Origin of the sequence: Mesorhizobium sp. WSM2240 (assembly GCF_040438645.1) — a bacterium.
Lineage (GTDB): Bacteria > Pseudomonadota > Alphaproteobacteria > Rhizobiales > Rhizobiaceae > Allomesorhizobium.
This window is the reverse complement of the sequence record NZ_CP159253.1, coordinates 2,563,394-2,581,320: the sequence shown is the minus strand read 5'-3', so window position 1 is coordinate 2,581,320 and position 17,927 is coordinate 2,563,394. Positions and strand designations below refer to the sequence as shown.

At 63.5% G+C, this 17,927-nt stretch carries 17 protein-coding genes; 7 read left to right on the top strand and 10 right to left on the bottom strand.

What is annotated here, in order from left to right:
• The first annotated feature begins 177 nt into the window (after positions 1–177).
• The 3 genes from ABVK50_RS12590 to ABVK50_RS12580 all read left to right on the top strand — a co-directional run bounded on the left by ABVK50_RS12590 (position 178) and on the right by ABVK50_RS12580 (position 3,863).
• Entirely contained in the window at positions 178–1,089 is a 912-nt protein-coding gene (locus ABVK50_RS12590; RefSeq protein WP_353641240.1) for an agmatinase, read from the top strand.
• 63 nt (positions 1,090–1,152) lie between these two features.
• A complete protein-coding gene (locus ABVK50_RS12585) occupies positions 1,153–2,673 on the top strand; it encodes a winged helix-turn-helix domain-containing tetratricopeptide repeat protein (protein ID WP_353641241.1) in 1,521 nt (506 codons plus the stop codon).
• A gap of 194 nt (positions 2,674–2,867) precedes the next feature.
• Positions 2,868–3,863 carry a hypothetical protein gene (locus tag ABVK50_RS12580; protein ID WP_353641242.1) on the top strand — a complete coding sequence of 332 codons (996 nt, stop codon included), beginning with the start codon at positions 2,868–2,870 and terminating at the stop codon, positions 3,861–3,863.
• A gap of 67 nt (positions 3,864–3,930) precedes the next feature.
• On the opposite strand, the gene thrS is transcribed toward ABVK50_RS12580, so the two are convergent.
• From thrS to ABVK50_RS12555, 5 genes are all read right to left on the bottom strand, one after another.
• Positions 3,931–5,901 carry a threonine--tRNA ligase gene (gene thrS, locus ABVK50_RS12575; protein ID WP_353641243.1) on the bottom strand — a complete coding sequence of 657 codons (1,971 nt, stop codon included), beginning with the start codon at positions 5,899–5,901 and terminating at the stop codon, positions 3,931–3,933.
• A 120-nt stretch (positions 5,902–6,021) separates the two neighbouring features.
• Positions 6,022–6,351 (bottom strand): membrane protein insertion efficiency factor YidD, encoded by a 330-nt coding sequence (gene yidD / locus ABVK50_RS12570; protein ID WP_353641244.1) that lies wholly within the window; start codon positions 6,349–6,351, stop codon positions 6,022–6,024.
• A complete protein-coding gene (locus ABVK50_RS12565) occupies positions 6,341–6,709 on the bottom strand; it encodes a HepT-like ribonuclease domain-containing protein (RefSeq protein WP_353641245.1) in 369 nt (122 codons plus the stop codon). Before ABVK50_RS12565 ends, yidD begins: the two co-directional genes overlap by 11 nt.
• Entirely contained in the window at positions 6,709–7,002 is a 294-nt protein-coding gene (locus ABVK50_RS12560) for a nucleotidyltransferase domain-containing protein (protein ID WP_353641246.1), read from the bottom strand. Before ABVK50_RS12560 ends, ABVK50_RS12565 begins: the two co-directional genes overlap by 1 nt.
• Positions 7,003–7,014: 12 nt before the next feature.
• Complete coding sequence (locus ABVK50_RS12555) at positions 7,015–7,461, bottom strand: iron-sulfur cluster assembly scaffold protein (protein WP_353641247.1); 447 nt, start codon at positions 7,459–7,461, stop codon at positions 7,015–7,017.
• A gap of 230 nt (positions 7,462–7,691) precedes the next feature.
• Between ABVK50_RS12555 and folE the strand changes: the two genes are divergently transcribed.
• The 3 genes from folE (at position 7,692) to ABVK50_RS12540 (ending at position 9,856) form a co-directional block, all read left to right on the top strand.
• A complete protein-coding gene (gene folE, locus ABVK50_RS12550; RefSeq protein ID WP_353641248.1) occupies positions 7,692–8,330 on the top strand; it encodes a GTP cyclohydrolase I FolE in 639 nt (212 codons plus the stop codon).
• Positions 8,331–8,350: 20 nt separating this feature from the next.
• Positions 8,351–8,809: a phosphoribosyl-AMP cyclohydrolase gene (hisI, locus tag ABVK50_RS12545; RefSeq protein WP_353641249.1), complete on the top strand. Its 459-nt coding sequence runs from the start codon at positions 8,351–8,353 to the stop codon at positions 8,807–8,809.
• A gap of 84 nt (positions 8,810–8,893) precedes the next feature.
• Positions 8,894–9,856 (top strand): patatin family protein, encoded by a 963-nt coding sequence (locus ABVK50_RS12540; RefSeq protein ID WP_353641250.1) that lies wholly within the window; start codon positions 8,894–8,896, stop codon positions 9,854–9,856.
• Here the strand turns inward: ABVK50_RS12540 and recJ are convergent.
• From recJ to ABVK50_RS12515, 5 genes are all read right to left on the bottom strand, one after another.
• Positions 9,853–11,661, bottom strand: a complete 1,809-nt coding sequence (gene recJ / locus ABVK50_RS12535; protein ID WP_353641251.1) for a single-stranded-DNA-specific exonuclease RecJ — start codon at positions 11,659–11,661, stop codon at positions 9,853–9,855. The genes ABVK50_RS12540 and recJ overlap by 4 nt on opposite strands.
• A 69-nt stretch (positions 11,662–11,730) precedes the next feature.
• Positions 11,731–12,711, bottom strand: a complete 981-nt coding sequence (glpX, locus tag ABVK50_RS12530; RefSeq protein WP_353641252.1) for a class II fructose-bisphosphatase — start codon at positions 12,709–12,711, stop codon at positions 11,731–11,733.
• Positions 12,712–12,850: 139 nt separating this feature from the next.
• Entirely contained in the window at positions 12,851–14,164 is a 1,314-nt protein-coding gene (locus ABVK50_RS12525) for a homoserine dehydrogenase (protein ID WP_353641253.1), read from the bottom strand.
• A 38-nt stretch (positions 14,165–14,202) separates the two neighbouring features.
• A complete protein-coding gene (locus tag ABVK50_RS12520) occupies positions 14,203–15,420 on the bottom strand; it encodes an LL-diaminopimelate aminotransferase (RefSeq protein ID WP_353641254.1) in 1,218 nt (405 codons plus the stop codon).
• Positions 15,421–15,490: 70 nt separating this feature from the next.
• Positions 15,491–15,919, bottom strand: a complete 429-nt coding sequence (locus ABVK50_RS12515; RefSeq protein ID WP_353641255.1) for a hypothetical protein — start codon at positions 15,917–15,919, stop codon at positions 15,491–15,493.
• A 107-nt stretch (positions 15,920–16,026) separates the two neighbouring features.
• Between ABVK50_RS12515 and phaC the strand changes: the two genes are divergently transcribed.
• Entirely contained in the window at positions 16,027–17,856 is a 1,830-nt protein-coding gene (gene phaC / locus ABVK50_RS12510) for a class I poly(R)-hydroxyalkanoic acid synthase (protein WP_353641256.1), read from the top strand.
• The last annotated feature ends 71 nt before the right edge of the window (positions 17,857–17,927 follow it).

The window sequence follows — 17,927 nt, the reverse complement described above, 5'->3', positions numbered from 1 at the left end:
AAGTTTTCCGCTTCCCGGATCACGAGCGCAATGTTGGCGATTGCAGTCGAACTGGGCGTGCGGCGGAGGATCGCTTCTGCAGAAACGCGAACGGCGTCGAAATTAAGCTCTCCCAAATAGTTCCAAAAACTTCCAAACGGGCTAATCTTGCGATACCGTCATCAAAACCATCAAGAAATGACAGTCTCACCTGCCTTCCTCGGCTTTCCCGATCGCCTCACCGATGGCCGCATGCCCCGTGCGGTGATCTTCGGAGCCGGTCACGGCAGCACATATCCCGGCAAGGACAGCAGCGGCTATGCCTTGGCCGCCGACGCCATCCGCGCTGCGAGCCAGGGCGATGCCGCGCTCGTCGAGCACTGGGATTTCGATCTCGGCGGCCCGCTGTTCGACGACCACCCGGTCTGCTGCATCGACGCCGGCGACATCCCGACCACCATGCATGACAATGCCGGCAATCGGGCTCTGATCGAGGCGAAGACGCGTGAGGTTTTGGCATTGCCGGCCGTACCGATCCTGCTCGGCGGTGACGATTCCGTGCCCATTCCCTTCCTCGCCGGCTTTGCGGATCACGGGCTGGTTTGGATCCTGCAGATCGACGCCCATATCGACTGGCGTGACGAGTTGCATGGCGAACGCTATGGCTATTCGAACCCGATGCGCCGGGCGAGCGAGATGCCGCATGTCGCCGGCATCGTGCAGGTCGGCATCCGTAGCGTCGGCAGCGCACGCCTCACCGAAATCGAAGCGGCGCGGCACTATGGCAGCCGCCTCGTGACCGCCCGTGAGGTTCATGCTCAGGGCGTCGAAGCCGCTCTCCGGCATATTCCGGAAGGAGCGCGGGTTGTCGTCACCCTCGACTGCGACGGCCTCGATCCCGGCATCATGCCGGGCGTGGCGGCGCGTACGCCCGGCGGCCTCACCTACACGCAGGTGATCGACCTGATCGCGGGCGTCGGCAGGCGGGCCAGGATCGCAGGATTCGACCTTGTCGAACTCTATCCTCCCGCCGACATTGACGGCCTGTCGGCCCTGACCGCCGCGCGCCTTCTCGTCAATGTGATCGGCACCATCGTTCGGCAGGTTTGAAACCCGGCTTCCCTCCGGCAGAACGGTTCCATCTAAGCTTGAAACGCTCTAAGGATGCGCCGCATGCAGGGATCGCCCTTTGCCTTTGGTCCGTTTGTGCTTGATCCGGAGGCGGGAACGCTGCTTCGGAACGATGTCCCCGTTGCCGTCGGCTATCGCGGGCTGAAACTGCTTGCGGCGCTCGTCGGACGGCCCGGCGAAATCCTGGGCAAGGCCGAGTTGATGGACGCTGCGTGGCCGGGCAGGGCGGTCGAGGAAGGCAATCTCACCGTCCAGATCGCGCAGCTCAGGAAGCTGCTTGGTCCGGCCGACAAGACCGGAAATGGGGGCGGCGAATGGATCGCCACGGTTCCGCGCGTCGGCTACCGCTTCACGGCCGCCGTCGAACAGCTCGGTAGCGCTGAGCGAAAACCTTTGCCGCTGCCCGGCAAACCATCGATAGCCGTGCTGCCCTTCGTCAATCTCAGCAACGATCCGGAGCAGGGCGCCTTCGTGGATGGGTTGACCGAAGACCTGATCACCGACCTGTCCAGTATCTCCGGCCTGTTCGTCATCGCACGCAACTCTGCCTTGGCCTACAAAGGAAGGGCGATGGACGTGCGCGGGATCGCAGGGGATCTTGGTGTGCGCTACCTGCTGGAGGGCAGCGCAAGACGCGCCGCGGGACGCGTGCGCATCAACGCACAGCTGGTCGACGCGGTGAGTGGCGACCATCTATGGGCGGAACGCTTTGACCGCAGCCTGGAGGATATCTTTGCCGTTCAGGACGAGGTCACCGGCAAGATCGTGGAGGCGCTGCTCGGCCGGCTGCGCGCGCCGCCGCCGCGCAATCGGCCCAAAAATCTCGAGGCGTACGATCTCTGCGTGCGGGCGCGCAGGCTGATGGATGATTCGCCGCAAACGGCGCGGGAAGCGCATCTGATGCTCACGCGCGCGGTTGCGCTCGATCCGGGATACGCCGAGGCTTATCGCTGGCTTGCCATGAACCACTGGATGGGATGGGTGCATTCGGGCGGACCAACTGAAGCTAGCCGTAGCGCTGCCTTGGAGCTGGCGCGCAAAGCCGTGGCGATCGATCCCAACGATGCCGGCTGCCGCTGGGTCCTGGCTTACCTGCTTGCATATGAGCGCAGCTTCGCCGAGGCGGATGCGGAATTCGCCAAGGCGATCGAGCTCGATTCGAACGAGGCCGACGCCTGGGCGGCATTGTCGGACATCGCAGTTTTGGCCGGACGGGTCGGGGAGGGCCTTGAGCACATTCGCAAGGCGTTCCGGCTGAACCCGTTTCCGGCAAGTTGGTACTATCTGACGCTGGGTCAGGCGCAATATGCGGCCGGCGACTACGAAGCCGCGGTCGAGACACTGCGCAGGGACGAGACGTATCGGACAAGCTCACGCCGCTTCCTGGCGGCAAGCCTTGCGCAACTCGGCCGGCTCGACGAGGCCCGCGCGGAGGTCGAACTGTTCCTCGTCGGCAACCCGCATTTCACAATTCGCCACTGGGCCGCGACGGAGCCATTCCGCGACGCAGCGACGCTTGAGCATTTCGTCGATGGTTTTCGCAAGGCCGGTCTTCCGGAGTGACGGCCAGCGCGACATCGCAAACGGACCGCGCAGGCGCTACAAGAGAAAGTCGCATAAGATATATTATGGAACTTTCTCGTTAGGCAGACCGCCGCATTTGCTTCGGTTTCGCGCGCCCAGAGCGCAGCCAGGCACTTTCGGATTGCAGCGGCAAGTCAGGTTGCGCAACTCCATCGGGCGCGCAACAACCGGCCTTGAATTTGCCGCGCGTCTGGGTTCTAAACGCCATCATGATCGAGGGGATTTTCCGGTTTCTTGCGCTTGCCGCGAGCGCTGTCGTGCTGACGGCGGCGCCGGCTGTGGTTTCCGCGCAGGAGTTCGGCGACCAGCTTCCGGCCCTCGAGCTTCCCGCCATCACGAATTTTGCATCGCCGCAGAGCGAGGCGCCGCTGGCCCAGGGCAGCGGCGGCGTGGTCACGCTCTCCGCGCAGATGACCGAAGGCGGAGCCGAAATAACGCGCGGGCTGGTCTGGCGGGTGTTCAAGCCCGAGCCCGGACAGGACGGCAAGCTGCCGCTGGTCGCCTCGTCTCGGGGCGGCACCGGAACGTTCCAGCTGGGTCCGGGCAGCTATCTCGTGCACGCAGCCTTCGGCCGGGCGGGCGCGACGAAGCGGATCACGGTCGGAAGCGAGGCAAAACGCGAGGATTTCGTCCTCGACGCCGGCGGACTGCAACTCGACGCGGTGCTTTCAGGCGGCGTGCGCATTCCGCCGGAAAAGCTGCGCTTCTCCATCTACGATGCTGAGGCCGATGCCGACGGTGACCGGGCGCTGATCCTTCCCAATGTGAGCCCGAACACCGTGATTCGCCTCAATTCCGGCGTCTATCACGTGGTTTCGACCTACGGCTCGGTCAACGCGGTCATCCGGTCCGATATCCGCGTGGAAGCCGGCAAGCTGACCGAAGCCACGGTCGAGCACCGCGCGGCCGAACTGACGATGAAGCTCGTGCGCGAACCGGGCGGCGAGGCCATCGCCGACACGTCTTGGTCGGTCCTGACCGAATCCGGCGATCCCGTCCGCGAAAGCGTCGGCGCCTACGCCTCGATGGTGCTTGCCGAAGGCGATTATTCAATCGTCGCCAAAAACCGCGACCGCATCTACCAGCGCGACTTCACAGTCGTCGGTGGGCGCAATCAGGAGGTCGAGGTCGTAACGACCGAAGCGGCCGCAGTCGACGACGTCGACTGAAGGCCGAGGGACAGGCGACCCGCCTGCCCTCGCCTTCATCTCATGAAATCAACTGCTTGTGGCCTGATCAGGCAAGCTCCTTGCGCCTGAGGTCGGGCGGGACGGCTTCCTCGGCGAGGCTCGCAACGGCCTCGTCAAGCGACAGCGACTGCTGGTCGCGTGAGCCGAGCCGTCGGATGTTGACGGTGTTTTCCTCAGCCTCGCGCTTGCCGCAGACGAGAATGACCGGAACCTTGGCCAGCGAGTGCTCCCGGACCTTGTAGTTGATCTTCTCGTTGCGCAGGTCGGCCTCGGCCGAAAGCCCGGCTTGCTTCAGGCGCTTCACGACGGAGGTGGCGTAGTCGTCGGCGTCTGAGGTGATCGTCGCCACGACCACCTGCAGCGGCGCAAACCAGAGCGGGAAATGCCCGGCATAATTCTCGATCAGGATGCCGAGAAAACGCTCCATGGAACCGCATATGGCGCGGTGGACCATGACAGGCTGCTTCTTTTCCGAATCGCTGCCGATATAGAACGCCCCGAAGCGCGCCGGCAGGTTGAAGTCGACCTGCGTGGTGCCGCACTGCCATTCGCGGCCGATCGCGTCCTTCAGCGAGTAGTCGAACTTCGGGCCGTAAAAGGCGCCGTCGCCCGGATTTATCTCCGTCCGGATGCGACTGTCGGACTGCTGGATCTCCTTCAGAACGCCGCTCATTATCCCTTCGGCATGGTCCCAAAGCGCGTCCGAGCCGACCTTCTTTTCAGGCCGCGTGGCGAAGCGGACGGTTATCTCGTTGAAACCGAAATCCGCATAGGTCGAGAGAATGAGATCGTTGATCTTCAGGCACTCGGCCGCGAGCTGCTCTTCAGTGCAGAAGATGTGAGCGTCGTCCTGGGTGAAGCCGCGCACCCGCATCAGCCCATGCAGCGCGCCGGACGGCTCATAGCGATGCACCGCGCCGAATTCGGCAAGCCGGATCGGCAGTTCGCGATATGACTTCAGGCCGTGCTTGAAGATCTGGACGTGGCCGGGGCAGTTCATCGGCTTCAGCGCGAAGACGCGCTGGTCCTCGGCCTCCTCGTCGGCCGTGCGCACGGCGAACATGTTTTCCTTATACCAGCCCCAGTGGCCGGAAGTCTCCCAGAGGGAATGATCGAGCACCTGCGGCGCGTTCACCTCCTCATAGTCGTCGGCAAGCCGGCGGCGCATATAGGAGACGAGGTTCTGGAACATCTTCCAGCCCTTGGAATGCCAGAAGACGACGCCCGGCCCCTCCTCCTGGAAATGGAACAGGTCCATCTCGCGGCCGAGCTTGCGGTGGTCGCGCTTTTCCGCCTCCTCCAGCATGGTCAGGTAGGTGTCGAGCTGCGCCTGGTCGGCCCATGCCGTGCCGTAGATGCGCGTCAGCATCGGGTTGTTGGAATCGCCGCGCCAGTAGGCGCCGGCGACCTTCATCAGCTTGAAGGCGTTGCCGATCTGGCCGGTCGAGGCCATGTGCGGACCGCGGCAGAGGTCGAACCAGTCGCCCTGGAAGTAGATTTTGAGATCCTGGTCCTCAGGGATCGCGTCGATCAGCTCCACCTTGTAGGCCTCGCCCTTATCACGAAAGATCTGTCTCGCCTTTTCGCGCGGCCAGACTTCCTTGGTGAAAGGCCTGTTGCGGCCGATAATCTCGCGCATCTTCTTTTCGATGGCGGGAAAATCCTCCGGCGTGAACGGCTCATTGCGAGCGAAATCGTAGTAGAATCCGTTCTCGATCACCGGGCCGATCGTCACCTGCGTACCCGGCCACAATTCCTGTACGGCTTCGGCCAGCACGTGCGCTGTGTCATGGCGGATCAATTCCAGGGCGCGCGGGTCGTCGCGGGTGACGATCTCGATTTTGCCGGAACGCTCCAGCGGGTCGGACAGATCGCGGATCACGCCGTCGACGGCATAGGCGACCGCTTTCTTCGCCAGCGACTTGGAAATGGATTCGGCAAGGGCAGCCCCGGTCATCGCCGCGTCGTATTCGCGAACGGAGCCATCGGGAAATGTCAGGGAAACGGAATTCGGCAAGGCAGTTCTCCATCTATCCAGTCCCGCAAACGAGCGCGGGTGGTGATTGCCGGATCCGACCGGCGAGCGGTGTTCTAGTGGGAGTTTTTTTCGGCGTAAAGATTGCAGCGCCGAGAAAGCTCAATGGCGGTGCGGTTTACCGATGCGCCAGTAGCGCCACGGCGCAAACCAGCGATAGCGATCGGCCAAGCTTTCCGGCACGCGGTCGATGCCGTGCGTGCCGCCCGGCCCGCAGCGGACGACGCGGAACAGACCCATCCAGCCGCCGGCCCATAGGCCATGACGGGCAATCGCCTCATGCGCATATTCCGAGCAGGTCGGAAGATGGCGGCACGAATTGCCGACAAAGCCGGAAAGCGTCAGCTGGTACAGCCGGACAAGCGACGTGCCGAGAACGCGGCCTGGCGTTTTTCGCCACGGGCCGGGCCAGTTGCGGGTGCTATTCGCCATCGTTTTGTGCAATCAGACCGCGCGCGTGGCCCACCAACTCGGGAACATAGCGCCTGGCGGTCGTCCAGACCACGGTCCAGTCTATAGTGTCATATCCATGGGAAAGGCGATTGCGCGTTCGATAAGCTTGTTCGAAAGCCAATTCCGGGTGCTTGGAGGCAAAGTCAGGGTGGAGCTTGCGCAAGTTGCCCGCGGCTTCCCCGATTGCCTCAATGCATTTCGAGGCCGCTAGACGGTGCAATTCGCTTTCGGAAAACTCCAGCCAGGAAATCTTGCCGACTACCTTTTCAAGCCGCTCCCCCCACTCGACGATGTGCCAAAGCAAGTCGTCAACCGACCTTCCGGCCCTTCCCGCCATCAGATGCTCCGTACATCTGCAGCCAGCCGCGCCGAGGCGCGGACACTGAATTCGCCGGGTGTGCGCACATCGACCGGGATGCCGAGCAACGCTTCGAGCTTGATTTCCAGATTGGCGAGGTCAATGAAAGTCGTCACGCCGAATTCCGGATCCACCAAAAGATCCAGATCGCTATCCTCGGTGTCCTCGCCCCTCGCCGTCGAGCCGAAGACGCGCGGATTGCTCACCGGGTAGCGTGCAATGATCCGCAGGACCTCATCGCGGTGTTTGGCCAGTGCTTCCGAAGGACGCACGTCTTCCTCCGTTCAGGCCGCCGCCTCGGCCAGCTTGCGTTCGACCTGCCCGATTGCGTCGACCACGGCGTCGAATGTCAGCATGGTGGAGGCGTGGCGGGCCTTGTAGTCGCGCACCGGCTCGAGATATTTCAGGTCGGCAAAGCGGCCTGCGGGCGGGCTGCCATTTTCCTTGAGCATTTTCCGCATGATTTCGCGCACCGCGCGCAGTTCCTCGGTCGTCGCGCCTATGACGTTCGCGGCCATGATCGAGGATGAAGCCTGGCCCAGCGCGCAGGCCTTCACGTCGTGTGCGAAATCGGTGACGACGCCGTCCCGCATGTTGATATCGACGGTGACGGTCGAGCCGCAGAGCTTGGAATGCGCCGTCGCGCTGGCGTCGGGACGGTCGAGCCGGCCGATCCGCGCGATATTTCCGGCAAAAGCCAGAATTTTCGCATTATAGACGTCGTCGATCATTTTGTTCCAATCCGTCGCCGTTTCGAGAACAGCCCGTAGCGCGTCCGCGTCTTTCAATCCCGGCGCAAGCCCTTATATAATGCTCGTGCCCCGGCGACAGCAAGGCAGCCACTTGGCGACTAAGCCTGCCGGCGCATTCCACCCCGCTTTCGGGCCTTGAGCGGCCCGCGAAAGGAAGTGGTCCGTTCAACTCGTTCCTCCTGAGAGGGGAACTACGGGAGACGCCTTTCATGGACGCCGTAATCAAGAAAATCATGCCTCGCTCGGAATATATGGAAAAGCCGGTCACGCACCGGCCGACCCAGGCCGAAGCCGAGGCCGCAGTGCTGACGCTGCTGCGCTGGACCGGTGATAACCCGGACCGCGAGGGCCTCAAGGACACCCCAAAGCGGGTCGCCAAGGCGTTTCGCGAAATGTTCAACGGCTACGACATGTGTCCGGCCGAAGAACTCGGCCGGACCTTCGAGGAGGTTGCCGGCTATGACGACATGGTCATCGTCAAGGACATAAACTTCCACTCGCACTGCGAGCACCACATGGTGCCGATCATCGGCCGCGCGCATGTCGGTTATCTGCCTGACAACAAGGTCGTCGGCCTCTCCAAGATCGCCCGCGTCGTCGATATATTCGCGCATCGCCTGCAGACGCAGGAGGCGATGACAGCGCAGATCGCCGCGGTCATCCAGGATGTGCTCAACCCGCGCGGCGTAGCCGTCATGATCGAGGCCGAGCATATGTGCATGGCCATGCGCGGCATTCGCAAGCAAGGATCGACCACGCTGACCTCAACCTTCACCGGCGTCTTCAAGGACAGCCCCGAAGAGCAGGTTCGTTTCGTGACGATGTTGCGGAACGGCCTCTCGGCTTGAGCCGCTCGCAAGGAGCCCCGGTGTCGGCAGTCGAATTTCCAGATCCCCCGACGGACAAGAAGACGCTCGAGGAAGGCGGGGCTTTTGCGCCGCGCTTCGACGCCGGCGGTCTGGTGACCGCCGTCGTCACGGACGCGCGCGACGGCATGCTTTTGATGGTCGCGCACATGAACGCCGAGGCGTTGGCGCTGACTCTCGAAACCGGAATCGCGCATTACTGGTCGCGCTCGCGCGGCAAAATCTGGAAAAAAGGCGAAACATCCGGGAATGTGCAGTACGTCACTGAACTGCGCACCGATTGCGATCAGGATGCAGTATGGCTACGCGTAAATGTGTTGGGCCACGACGCAACCTGTCACACTGGCCGGCGTTCTTGCTTTTATCGGACGGTGGGACTTGAGGACGGCATCGCGGTGCTTCGCGACGACGGCAGCAAGCCATTGTTCGACGCGAAGAAAACATATCGTAATGCAGAGTGAACCGTTTCGGTCTTGAAAGTCACACAGATTCATTCTTTCGATACTGACCCCGGGTAGAATTGACCGGGGACAAGGAGATATTTGATGCTCGAATGGGCGTCCTTGCGTAACAGGGCTGACGTGCGGGAAGCGAACGGCCCCTCATCATCCGGCGGCGCAATCGAAACGCAGCTTCCAAGATCGGGAATTTCTTTGGCGCTTGGCGGCGGCGCGGCGCGCGGTTGGGCCCATATCGGCGTGCTGCGCGCGCTCGACGAAGCCGGCATCCAGATCGACATGATCGCCGGCACCTCGATCGGCGCGCTTGTCGGCGGCTGCTATCTGGCCGGCAAGCTCGACGAACTGGAAGAATTTGCCCGCAGCCTGACCAAGCGCCGGCTGTTCGGGCTGCTCGACCTGCATATTGGCGGCAGCGGTCTGTTCGGCGGCATGAAGCTCAACGCCCGCATGCAAGAACACATGAACGGCACGACCTTCGCCGATCTGGCGAAGCCGTTCGTCTGCGTCGCCGCCGAAATCCGCACCGGCCATGAAATCTGGCTGTCGGACGGCTCGCTGATCACGGCGATGCGCGCTTCCTACGCCCTGCCCGGCGTATTCGAGCCGGTCCTGGTGAACAAGCGCGTGCTGGTCGATGGCGCGCTGGTCAACCCCGTGCCCGTGTCCGTCTGCCGCGCCTACGAGCAGCGGCTGGTCGTGGCCGTGAACCTGCATTACGATCTGTTCGGCCGCGCCGCCGTCATCAAGCATAGCGCCGGCGAACTGACCGTGGAACAGGACGCGCCGGCCCCCGGGCGGTACAATGCCGACACGCGCGAGGCTCGCATCGGCATCACCGGCGTCATGGTCGAAGCTTTCAACATCATTCAGGACCGCATTTCGCGGGCGCGGCTCGCCGGCGATCCGCCGGATCTTTCGGTGCAGCCGAAGCTCGGCCATATCGGCCTCACCGAATTCCATCGCGCCGACGAAGCGATACGGCTCGGCTACGAGGCGACCATGGGGCAGATGGCCGATCTGACCCGCCTGCAGACGGTATTGGCTTAAGCTACCGCCGCATCTATCAGGCGAAACTGGACGGTCTTGTTGCCGTTCCAGTAATTCGCCGACAGCGAACCGGCGACATGGATGTACGCCCCCCTGCTCTTGATCAGGAAGTCGCCGAGCGGCGTATCCACCGCGCGGAACGCGATCGCCTGGACACGTCCGCCGGCATCCGACTGCAAATCTGCGCGGATGTGATTGGCGCCGACGAAGCGCACATCGGCGACGCGGTGGCGCGGCAGCACGAAAACCGGCGGCAGGTGCCCTGCTCCGAACGGCCCCGCGCGCTCCAGCGCCTCGAGCAGCGAGGGCGTCGCGCCATCCGCGGCAAGCGCGGCGTCGATGCCGAGGCTTTCTTCATCCTGCAGGCGGAATACGTCGGCCGAAGCGCGCGCTTCGAAAAACGCCCGCAATTCCCCCAGTTTTTCGCGCTGAACGGTGATGCCGGCCGCCATTGCGTGGCCGCCGCCCTTGACGATCAGGCCGCGTTCTGCCGCCTCGCGCACCAGTTTGCCGAGGTCGAAGCCGGAAACCGACCGGCCGGAGCCGGTTCCGACGCCGTTCGCGTTGAAAGCGATGGCGAAGGCGGGACGGCGCGCGTGTTCCTTCAGCCGAGAGGCAATGAGGCCGACTATGCCGGGATGCGACTTCTGGCTGGCGGTGACGATGACCGCCGGCCCTGCCCCGCCAGCGAGTTCGGCGTCGGCCTCGGCGCGCGCCTCCGCCAGCATGTCCTGCTCCATCGCCTGGCGCTCCTGATTCAGGCGGTCGAGCGTTTCGGCGATCTTGCCGGCCTCGACCGGATCGTCAGTGGCGAGCAGCCGGCTACCGAGTGCGGCGTCGCCGATGCGCCCGCCGGCATTGATGCGCGGCCCGATCAGGAAGGCGAGATGGAACGTGTTGATCGGCTCGCCGATGCGCGAGACGCGCGCCAGCGCCGAAATCCCGGCATTCTTCTGCTGGCGGACGGCGAGCAGCCCCTTGACCACGAAGGCCCTGTTGACGCCGGTCAGCGGCACCACGTCGCAAACCGTCCCGAGCGCGACCAAATCCAGAAGCGACAGGAGATCCGGCTGCGGCGCATCCGGCAGCGCTGCGCGAAGCACCCTCGCCGTCTGGACCAGCGTCAGGAAGACCACGCCTGCGGCGCAAAGATGGCCCTGCCCCGAAAGATCGTCCTCGCGATTGGGATTGACCACCGGAACGCCAGCGGGCAGCGGTCCGCCAACCTGATGGTGATCCAGCACCACGACATCGGCTCCCGCCTGCCGCGCCGCGTCGATCGAGGCCGCGCTGTTGGTGCCGCAATCGACGGTGACGATCAGCCTGGCGCCGCGCGAAACGAGTTCGCGCATCGCTTCAGGATTGGGGCCGTAACCTTCGAAAATCCTGTCGGGAATATAGATTTCGGCTTCGACGCCATAATGTGTCAGAAACCGCTTCAGAAGCGCGGAAGACGCGGCCCCGTCGACATCGTAGTCGCCGAAGATCGCCACCTTCTCGCGACGCAGCACGGCGTCGGCGATGCGGCCCGCCGCGGCATCCATGTCGGTCAGCTTGGCCGGATCGGGCAGCAATTGCTTGATGGTCGGATCGAGGAAGGTCGCCACCTCGTCGACGCCGACGCCCCGCCCGGCAAGAACACGGGCGACGATGTCCGGCACGCCATGTCCCTGCGCCATGGCGAGCGCCGCCATCTCCTGGCGCTCGTTCAGGCGGTGCTCCCAGGCAAGCCCGGTGACGGACCGCCTGACGCCCAGAAAATGGCGTTTCTCAATAGCTAGCCCTCGATTCGGAGAATTATCCATTGGCGCAGGATAAGCCATCCGCCTCGAAAGCGCAGCAGCGCCGCGCGGGCGTGGGAGAACCGACCCGGCTCAGAATTTTTCCAGATCCTGGTGTCTTGCCTTGATTTCCCGCACGGTCCGCGACGAGGAGCGCAGCACGATCGTGTCGGTAGTAATGGAATTGCGGCCGAACTTCACGCCGGCAAGCATGTTGCCGTCGGTGACGCCGGTCGCGGCGAACAGCACGTCGCCGCGCGCCATTTCCTCGATGCGATAGACCTTGTTCGGATCGGTGATGCCCATCTTTGCCGCGCGCGCCACCTTGTCAGGCGCGTCGAGCAGCAGCCTGCCCTGCATCTGGCCGCCGGTGCAGCGCAGTGCAGCCGCGGCCAGCACGCCTTCAGGCGCGCCGCCGGTGCCGAGATAGATGTCGATGCCGGTTTCGTCCGGATCGGTCGTGTGGATGACGCCTGCGACATCGCCGTCGCCGATGAGACGGATCGCCGCGCCGGTGTTGCGCACCGCCTCGATCAGCTTGGCGTGGCGTGGCCGGTCGAGGATGCAGGCGGTGATCTCCGAAATCGGCACGCGCTTGGCGTCGGCGAGGTTGCGGATATTCTCGAAGGGCGAAGCGTCGATGTTGATGACGCCGTCCGGATAGCCGGGGCCGATGGCGATCTTTTCCATATAGACGTCGGGCGCGAAAAGCAGGCTGCCCTTCTCGGCGATGGCGATGACGGCCAGCGCGTTGGGCAGGTTCTTGGCGCAGATCGTCGTACCTTCCAGCGGGTCGAGCGCGATATCGACCTCGGGGCCGTCGCCGGAGCCGACCTCCTCGCCGATATAGAGCATCGGCGCCTCGTCGCGCTCACCCTCGCCGATCACCACGGTTCCCTTGATGTCGAGGCGGTTCAGTTCGGCGCGCATCGCATCGACCGCTACCTGATCGGCCGCCTTCTCGTCGCCGCGGCCGCGCAGCCTGGCGGCGGCGACAGCCGCCCGCTCGGTAACGCGAACGAGTTCCATGGTGAGGATCCGGTCAAGGCCGGCGACGACGCTATTTTTCGCCATGTGAATGTCCCTGTGGAATTGAACGGCCCGGAACCGGGCGCGCCCTTCTTGTCAAAGCGCTGTGACAACAGCAAGACCCGTCGGACGGGTAATTCGGCCGCGACCAGACATCAATCGATTGAAGAACTGCCGCGGCCGTTCAGCCGGCGCGCTCGATGCGGATGACCTGGGGCTTGTCGGTCAGATGGCCGTCCTTGGTGATGCCGTCCACCGCCTTGCGCACCGCGGCCTCGGTGGTCTCGTGCGTGACGAGGATGACGGTCTTTGTTGTTTCTGCCTCGGACTCGGCGGCATGCTGGACGATCGATTCCAGCGAGATCTCGTTATCTGCCATGCGCTTGGCCACGGCAGCGAAGACCCCGACCCGGTCGTGCACGGTGAGCCGGATGAAATAGCCGCCCTCATGCGACCGCATGCGCGCGCGCTTGTACGGCATCAGTTCCCTGGCCGGCCGGCCGAAAACCGGCCCGTGCTGAAAGCCGGGGCGGCTCTTGGCGATATCGGCGATGTCGCCGACGACGGCCGACGCCGTCGCGTTGCCCCCTGCCCCCGGTCCCGAAAGCAGGAGTTCGCCCAAAATATCGGTCTCGATGGCGACGGCGTTGGTGACGCCGTGCACCTGCGCGATGACGCTGGCTGTCGGAACCATGGTCGGGTGGACGCGCTGTTCGATGCCGCTCTCGGTGGCTTGGGCGACGCCCAGCAGTTTTATGCGATAGCCGAGCTCGCCGGCCGCGCGGATGTCGGCCTGACTGATGTTGGAAATGCCTTCCATATAGATGTCGTCGGCGGAGATTTTGCAGCCGAAGGCCAGGCTGGTCAGGATCGCCAGCTTGTGCGCGGTGTCGTGGCCCTCAATGTCGAAGGTCGGGTCGGCTTCGGCGTAGCCGAGGCGCTGCGCGTCTTTGAGGCACTCGTCGAAGGACAGCCCTTCCGCCTCCATGCGGGTGAGGATGTAGTTGCAGGTGCCGTTGAGAATGCCGAACACGCGCGAAACGCTGTTGCCGGCCATGGCCTCGCGCATGGTCTTGATGACCGGTATGCCGCCGGCGACCGCAGCCTCGTAGTTGAGGAGGACGCCCCTCTTCTCGGCGATTTCGGCGAGCGAGACGCCGTGCTTGGCAAGCAGCGCCTTGTTGGCGGTGACGACATGGCGGCCAGCTTCGAGCGCGGCCTTCACGCAGGCGCGGGCAGCTCCGTCTTCGCCGCCGATCAGTTCGACAAATACGTCAATGTCGGCGTTTCTTGCCAGCTCGGCTGGATCATCGAACCATTTCGCACTGCCGAGATCCACGCCGCGGTCGCGGGTCCTGTCGCGCGCCGAGACAGCGGCCACCACGATTTCACGGCCGCATTGCCGGGTCAGCTCGGCGGCCTTTTCCGAGAGCACACGCGCCACCGACGCGCCGACCGTGCCGAGGCCGGCAATTCCAATACGCAAAGCTTCGGCCATGTGCGGCAATGTCCCTCAGACTTCTGAAAATTGATTGCTCAACGGCGAGCGGCGAGCGGAACCACATTGTTGGGTTGCTTGGCCGACGACGTGAAAAAGCGCTTTATGTTGCGGGCCGCCTGGCGAATGCGATGCTCGTTTTCCACCAGCGCGATGCGAACATAGTCGTCGCCGTGCTCTCCAAAGCCGACGCCGGGCGCTACCGCGACATCGGCATGCTCGATCAGGAGTTTTGAGAATTCGAGCGAGCCCAAATGCCTGAACGGCTCGGGTATCGGCGCCCATGCGAACATGGAAGCGGCCGGCGCCGGTATTGCCCAGCCGGCCCGCCCGAAGGAATCGACCATCACATCGCGGCGCCTGTGATAGATGTCGCGCACTTCGGCGATGTCGGCGCCGTCGCCGTTGAGCGCGGCGGTCGCCGCAACCTGTATGGGCGTAAAGGCGCCGTAATCGAGGTAGGATTTGACCCGCGTCAGCGCCGCGATCAGGCGCTCGTTGCCGACCGCGAAACCCATGCGCCAGCCGGGCATGGAAAAGGTCTTCGACATCGAGGTGAATTCCACCGTGATGTCGATCGCGCCTGGAACCTGCAGCACCGACGGGGGCGGATCGCCGTCGAAATATATCTCGGAATAGGCGAGATCGGACAGGATGATGATGTCGTTCTTCTTCGCGTAGGCGACCACGTCCTTGTAGAAGTCGAGCGTCGCGACATGCGCCGTCGGATTGGACGGATAGTTGAGGATCAGCGCCAGCGGCTTGGGGATCGAATGGCGCACCCCGCGCTCCAGCGCCGGGATGAAGCCTGCGTCGGGCTCGGCCTGCAGCGAGCGGATGACGCCGCCCGACATGATGAAGCCGAAGGCGTGGATTGGATAGGTCGGGTTCGGGCACAAGATGACGTCGCCGGGCGCGGTGATGGCCTGCGCCATATTGGCGAAGCCTTCCTTGGAGCCCAAAGTAGCGACGACCTGCGTTTCCGGATCGAGCTTCACACCGAAACGACGGGCGTAGTAGTTGGCCTGCGCCCGGCGCAGGCCGGGAATGCCGCGCGACGACGAATAGCGGTGGGTGCGCGGATCGCGCACCACTTCGCAGAGCTTGTCGACGATGGATTTCGGCGTCGGTAGATCGGGATTGCCCATGCCGAGGTCGATGATGTCGGCGCCGCGCGAGCGGGCGCTGGCCTTCAGCCTGTTGACCTGTTCGAAGACGTAAGGCGGAAGCCGGCGAACCTTGTGAAATTCTTCCATGTCAGTCCCAGGAACAGGAGGGCTTTGTCGCGCCGCGATATATACCCAATCGAATTGACGGTCGAGTGCGTCAGTTGTTCTCGATTTCCTTGAGCGCCTCGGTGGCGTGGGAGGAAGCGAGCTTCTTCAATCTGGCCTTCGAGGCGCTGGTGCCGGCGCTGCCGGGAGGCGCTGTCTGGCCCGTCCGCGCGGCCCTGAGTTCCGCCAGTCTCGCGGCTTTTTGCTGCGCGCTGATCTGCTTGGCCGCCGCTTGCGGCGGGATGTTGAGATTGGGGAAGGTGCCGGTGTTCCTCGGCGCGCCCGACGACAACTGAACCTCCGAGACAACGGACGGCGTTGTTTCGGCGGCAGCGATCGCGGGTGCCTGCGCGGCCGGCATGGCCGCCGTAGGCGCAGCGTCCCCGGTAGTCGACGTGGCGCAGCCCGGTGCGAGGCAGATGGCCGCAATGGCGGCCGCGAGGCGCCACCGTAAATCCAAAAAGTTCTTCCGCTGCGTCATATTTTTCCCCTGGCGGGCTCCAATAAACCACGGCAGTCGCTATTTAGACCCTATTCGCCGTGTCATGATATTGTGTCAATAACACGCTTGGGAGAACAGCGCGAACCATGTCGAATACACCCGATTCGGGCAAGACAGACGCCGACGGTGCTTCGTCGGTCGAGCAATACCTGGTCAAGGACCCGGAACGCTTCGCGCTGAACATTGCTCGCATGATCGAGCAGGCCGGCAAGGCTGCCGCCGCCTGGGCGGAGCCACGCGAAAAGGGCCAGGTGCGCGACAGCGTCGCCGAGCCGATGGCCGACATGGTCAAGACATTCTCCAAGCTCACCGAATACTGGCTCTCCGATCCGTCACGGGCCCTTGAGGCGCAGACGCGGTTGTTTTCGGGCTATCTGGACGTCTGGTCGAATGCCATCCAGCGGGTCGCCGGCGAGCAGGTTGAAGATAAAGTGAAGCTTGAACGCGGCGACAAGCGCTTCCAGGATCCGGAATGGGGCCGCAACGCCTTCTTCGATTTTCTAAAGCAGGCCTATCTGGTGACCTCGCGCTGGGCCGGCGACCTGGTCGAGCATGCGGACGGGCTGGACGAGCACACGCGCCACAAGGCTAGCTTCTATGTGAAGCAGGTTTCCAACGCGATCTCGCCCTCGAACTTCATCCTGACGAACCCGGAGCTGTTTCGCGAGACGGTCGCCAGCAATGGCGAGAACCTGGTGCGCGGCATGAAGATGCTGGCCGAGGACATCGCGGCCGGCAAGGGCGATCTGAAGCTCAGGCAGGCCGACTATTCGCCCTTCGAGATCGGCAAGAATTTGGCGGTGACGCCGGGCAAGGTTGTGGGGCGCAGCGACGTCGCCGAGATCATCCAGTACGCCGCCTCGACCAAGAAGGTGCTGAAGCGGCCGCTGCTGATCTGCCCGCCATGGATCAACAAATACTACATTCTCGATTTGAACCCGCAGAAATCCTTCATCCGCTGGGCTGTCGAGCAGGGCCACACCGTGTTCGTCATTTCCTGGATCAATCCGGACGAGCGCCACGGCATGAAGGGCTGGGAAGCCTATATTCGCGAGGGCCTGCAATACGGCCTCGACACGATCGAGCGAGCGACCGGCGAAAGGGAAGTCAATGCTGTCGGCTATTGCGTCGGCGGCACGCTTCTGGCGGCGGCTCTGTCGCTGCTCGCCCAGGAAGGCGACCACCGTATCAAATCGGCAACCTTCTTCACCACGCAGGTCGATTTCACCTATGCCGGCGATCTGAAGGTATTCGTCGACGAAGACCAGGTCGCGGCCGTCGAGCGGGCGATGGGCGAGAAAGGCTATCTCGAAGGCACCAAGATGGCGACGGCATTCAACATGCTGCGCTCGGGCGACCTGATCTGGCCCTATGTCGTCAACAATTACATGCGCGGCAAGGATCCGATGCCGTTCGACCTGCTCTACTGGAATGCGGATTCGACCCGCATGGCGGCCGCGAATCACTCCTTCTATCTGCGCAACTGCTATCTCGACAACAATCTGGTGCAGGGGAAGATGGAACTGGCCGGCCACCGCCTGTCGCTCGGCGACATCAAGATCCCGGTCTACAACCTAGCCTCGCGCGAGGACCATATCGCGCCGGCGCGCTCTGTCTTTCTGGGTTGCAAGTATTTCGGCGGCGACGTGGAATATGTGATGGCGGGTTCCGGCCATATTGCCGGCGTCGTCAACCCGCCCGCGGCGGGCAAATACCAGCACTGGACTGGCGGAAAGCCAGTCGGGGATTTCGAGGATTGGATCGCCAAAGCCAAGGAAAACCCGGGTTCCTGGTGGACGCACTGGCAGAAATGGATCGAGGAAAAGGACGCAACGCGCGTCGCCGCAAGAATTCCGGGAGAGCGGACCAAGGTGCTCGGGGACGCACCGGGAACATACGTCAAGGTACGTGTATGAACCGCCGAAACCACCTGTGAGTTGACGCACGCGTAAAAGCGGGCGAAATGGTGTTCCTGCAACCTTGGTGT

Excerpts from the sequence above, each read along its gene's own strand:
- recJ (WP_353641251.1), bottom strand. The coding sequence starts at position 11,661 with ATGGATAATTCTCCGAATCGAGGGCTAGCTATTGAGAAACGCCATTTT.
- glpX (WP_353641252.1), bottom strand. The coding sequence starts at position 12,711 with ATGGCGAAAAATAGCGTCGTCGCCGGCCTTGACCGGATCCTCACCATG.
- ABVK50_RS12555 (WP_353641247.1), bottom strand. The coding sequence starts at position 7,461 with ATGATCGACGACGTCTATAATGCGAAAATTCTGGCTTTTGCCGGAAAT.
- ABVK50_RS12515 (WP_353641255.1), bottom strand. The coding sequence starts at position 15,919 with ATGACGCAGCGGAAGAACTTTTTGGATTTACGGTGGCGCCTCGCGGCC.
- yidD (WP_353641244.1), bottom strand. The coding sequence starts at position 6,351 with ATGGCGAATAGCACCCGCAACTGGCCCGGCCCGTGGCGAAAAACGCCA.
- folE (WP_353641248.1), top strand. The coding sequence starts at position 7,692 with ATGGACGCCGTAATCAAGAAAATCATGCCTCGCTCGGAATATATGGAA.
- ABVK50_RS12525 (WP_353641253.1), bottom strand. The coding sequence starts at position 14,164 with ATGGCCGAAGCTTTGCGTATTGGAATTGCCGGCCTCGGCACGGTCGGC.
- ABVK50_RS12590 (WP_353641240.1), top strand. The coding sequence starts at position 178 with ATGACAGTCTCACCTGCCTTCCTCGGCTTTCCCGATCGCCTCACCGAT.
- phaC (WP_353641256.1), top strand. The coding sequence starts at position 16,027 with ATGTCGAATACACCCGATTCGGGCAAGACAGACGCCGACGGTGCTTCG.
- ABVK50_RS12540 (WP_353641250.1), top strand. The coding sequence starts at position 8,894 with ATGCTCGAATGGGCGTCCTTGCGTAACAGGGCTGACGTGCGGGAAGCG.
- ABVK50_RS12585 (WP_353641241.1), top strand. The coding sequence starts at position 1,153 with ATGCAGGGATCGCCCTTTGCCTTTGGTCCGTTTGTGCTTGATCCGGAG.
- ABVK50_RS12520 (WP_353641254.1), bottom strand. The coding sequence starts at position 15,420 with ATGGAAGAATTTCACAAGGTTCGCCGGCTTCCGCCTTACGTCTTCGAA.
- ABVK50_RS12565 (WP_353641245.1), bottom strand. The coding sequence starts at position 6,709 with ATGGCGGGAAGGGCCGGAAGGTCGGTTGACGACTTGCTTTGGCACATC.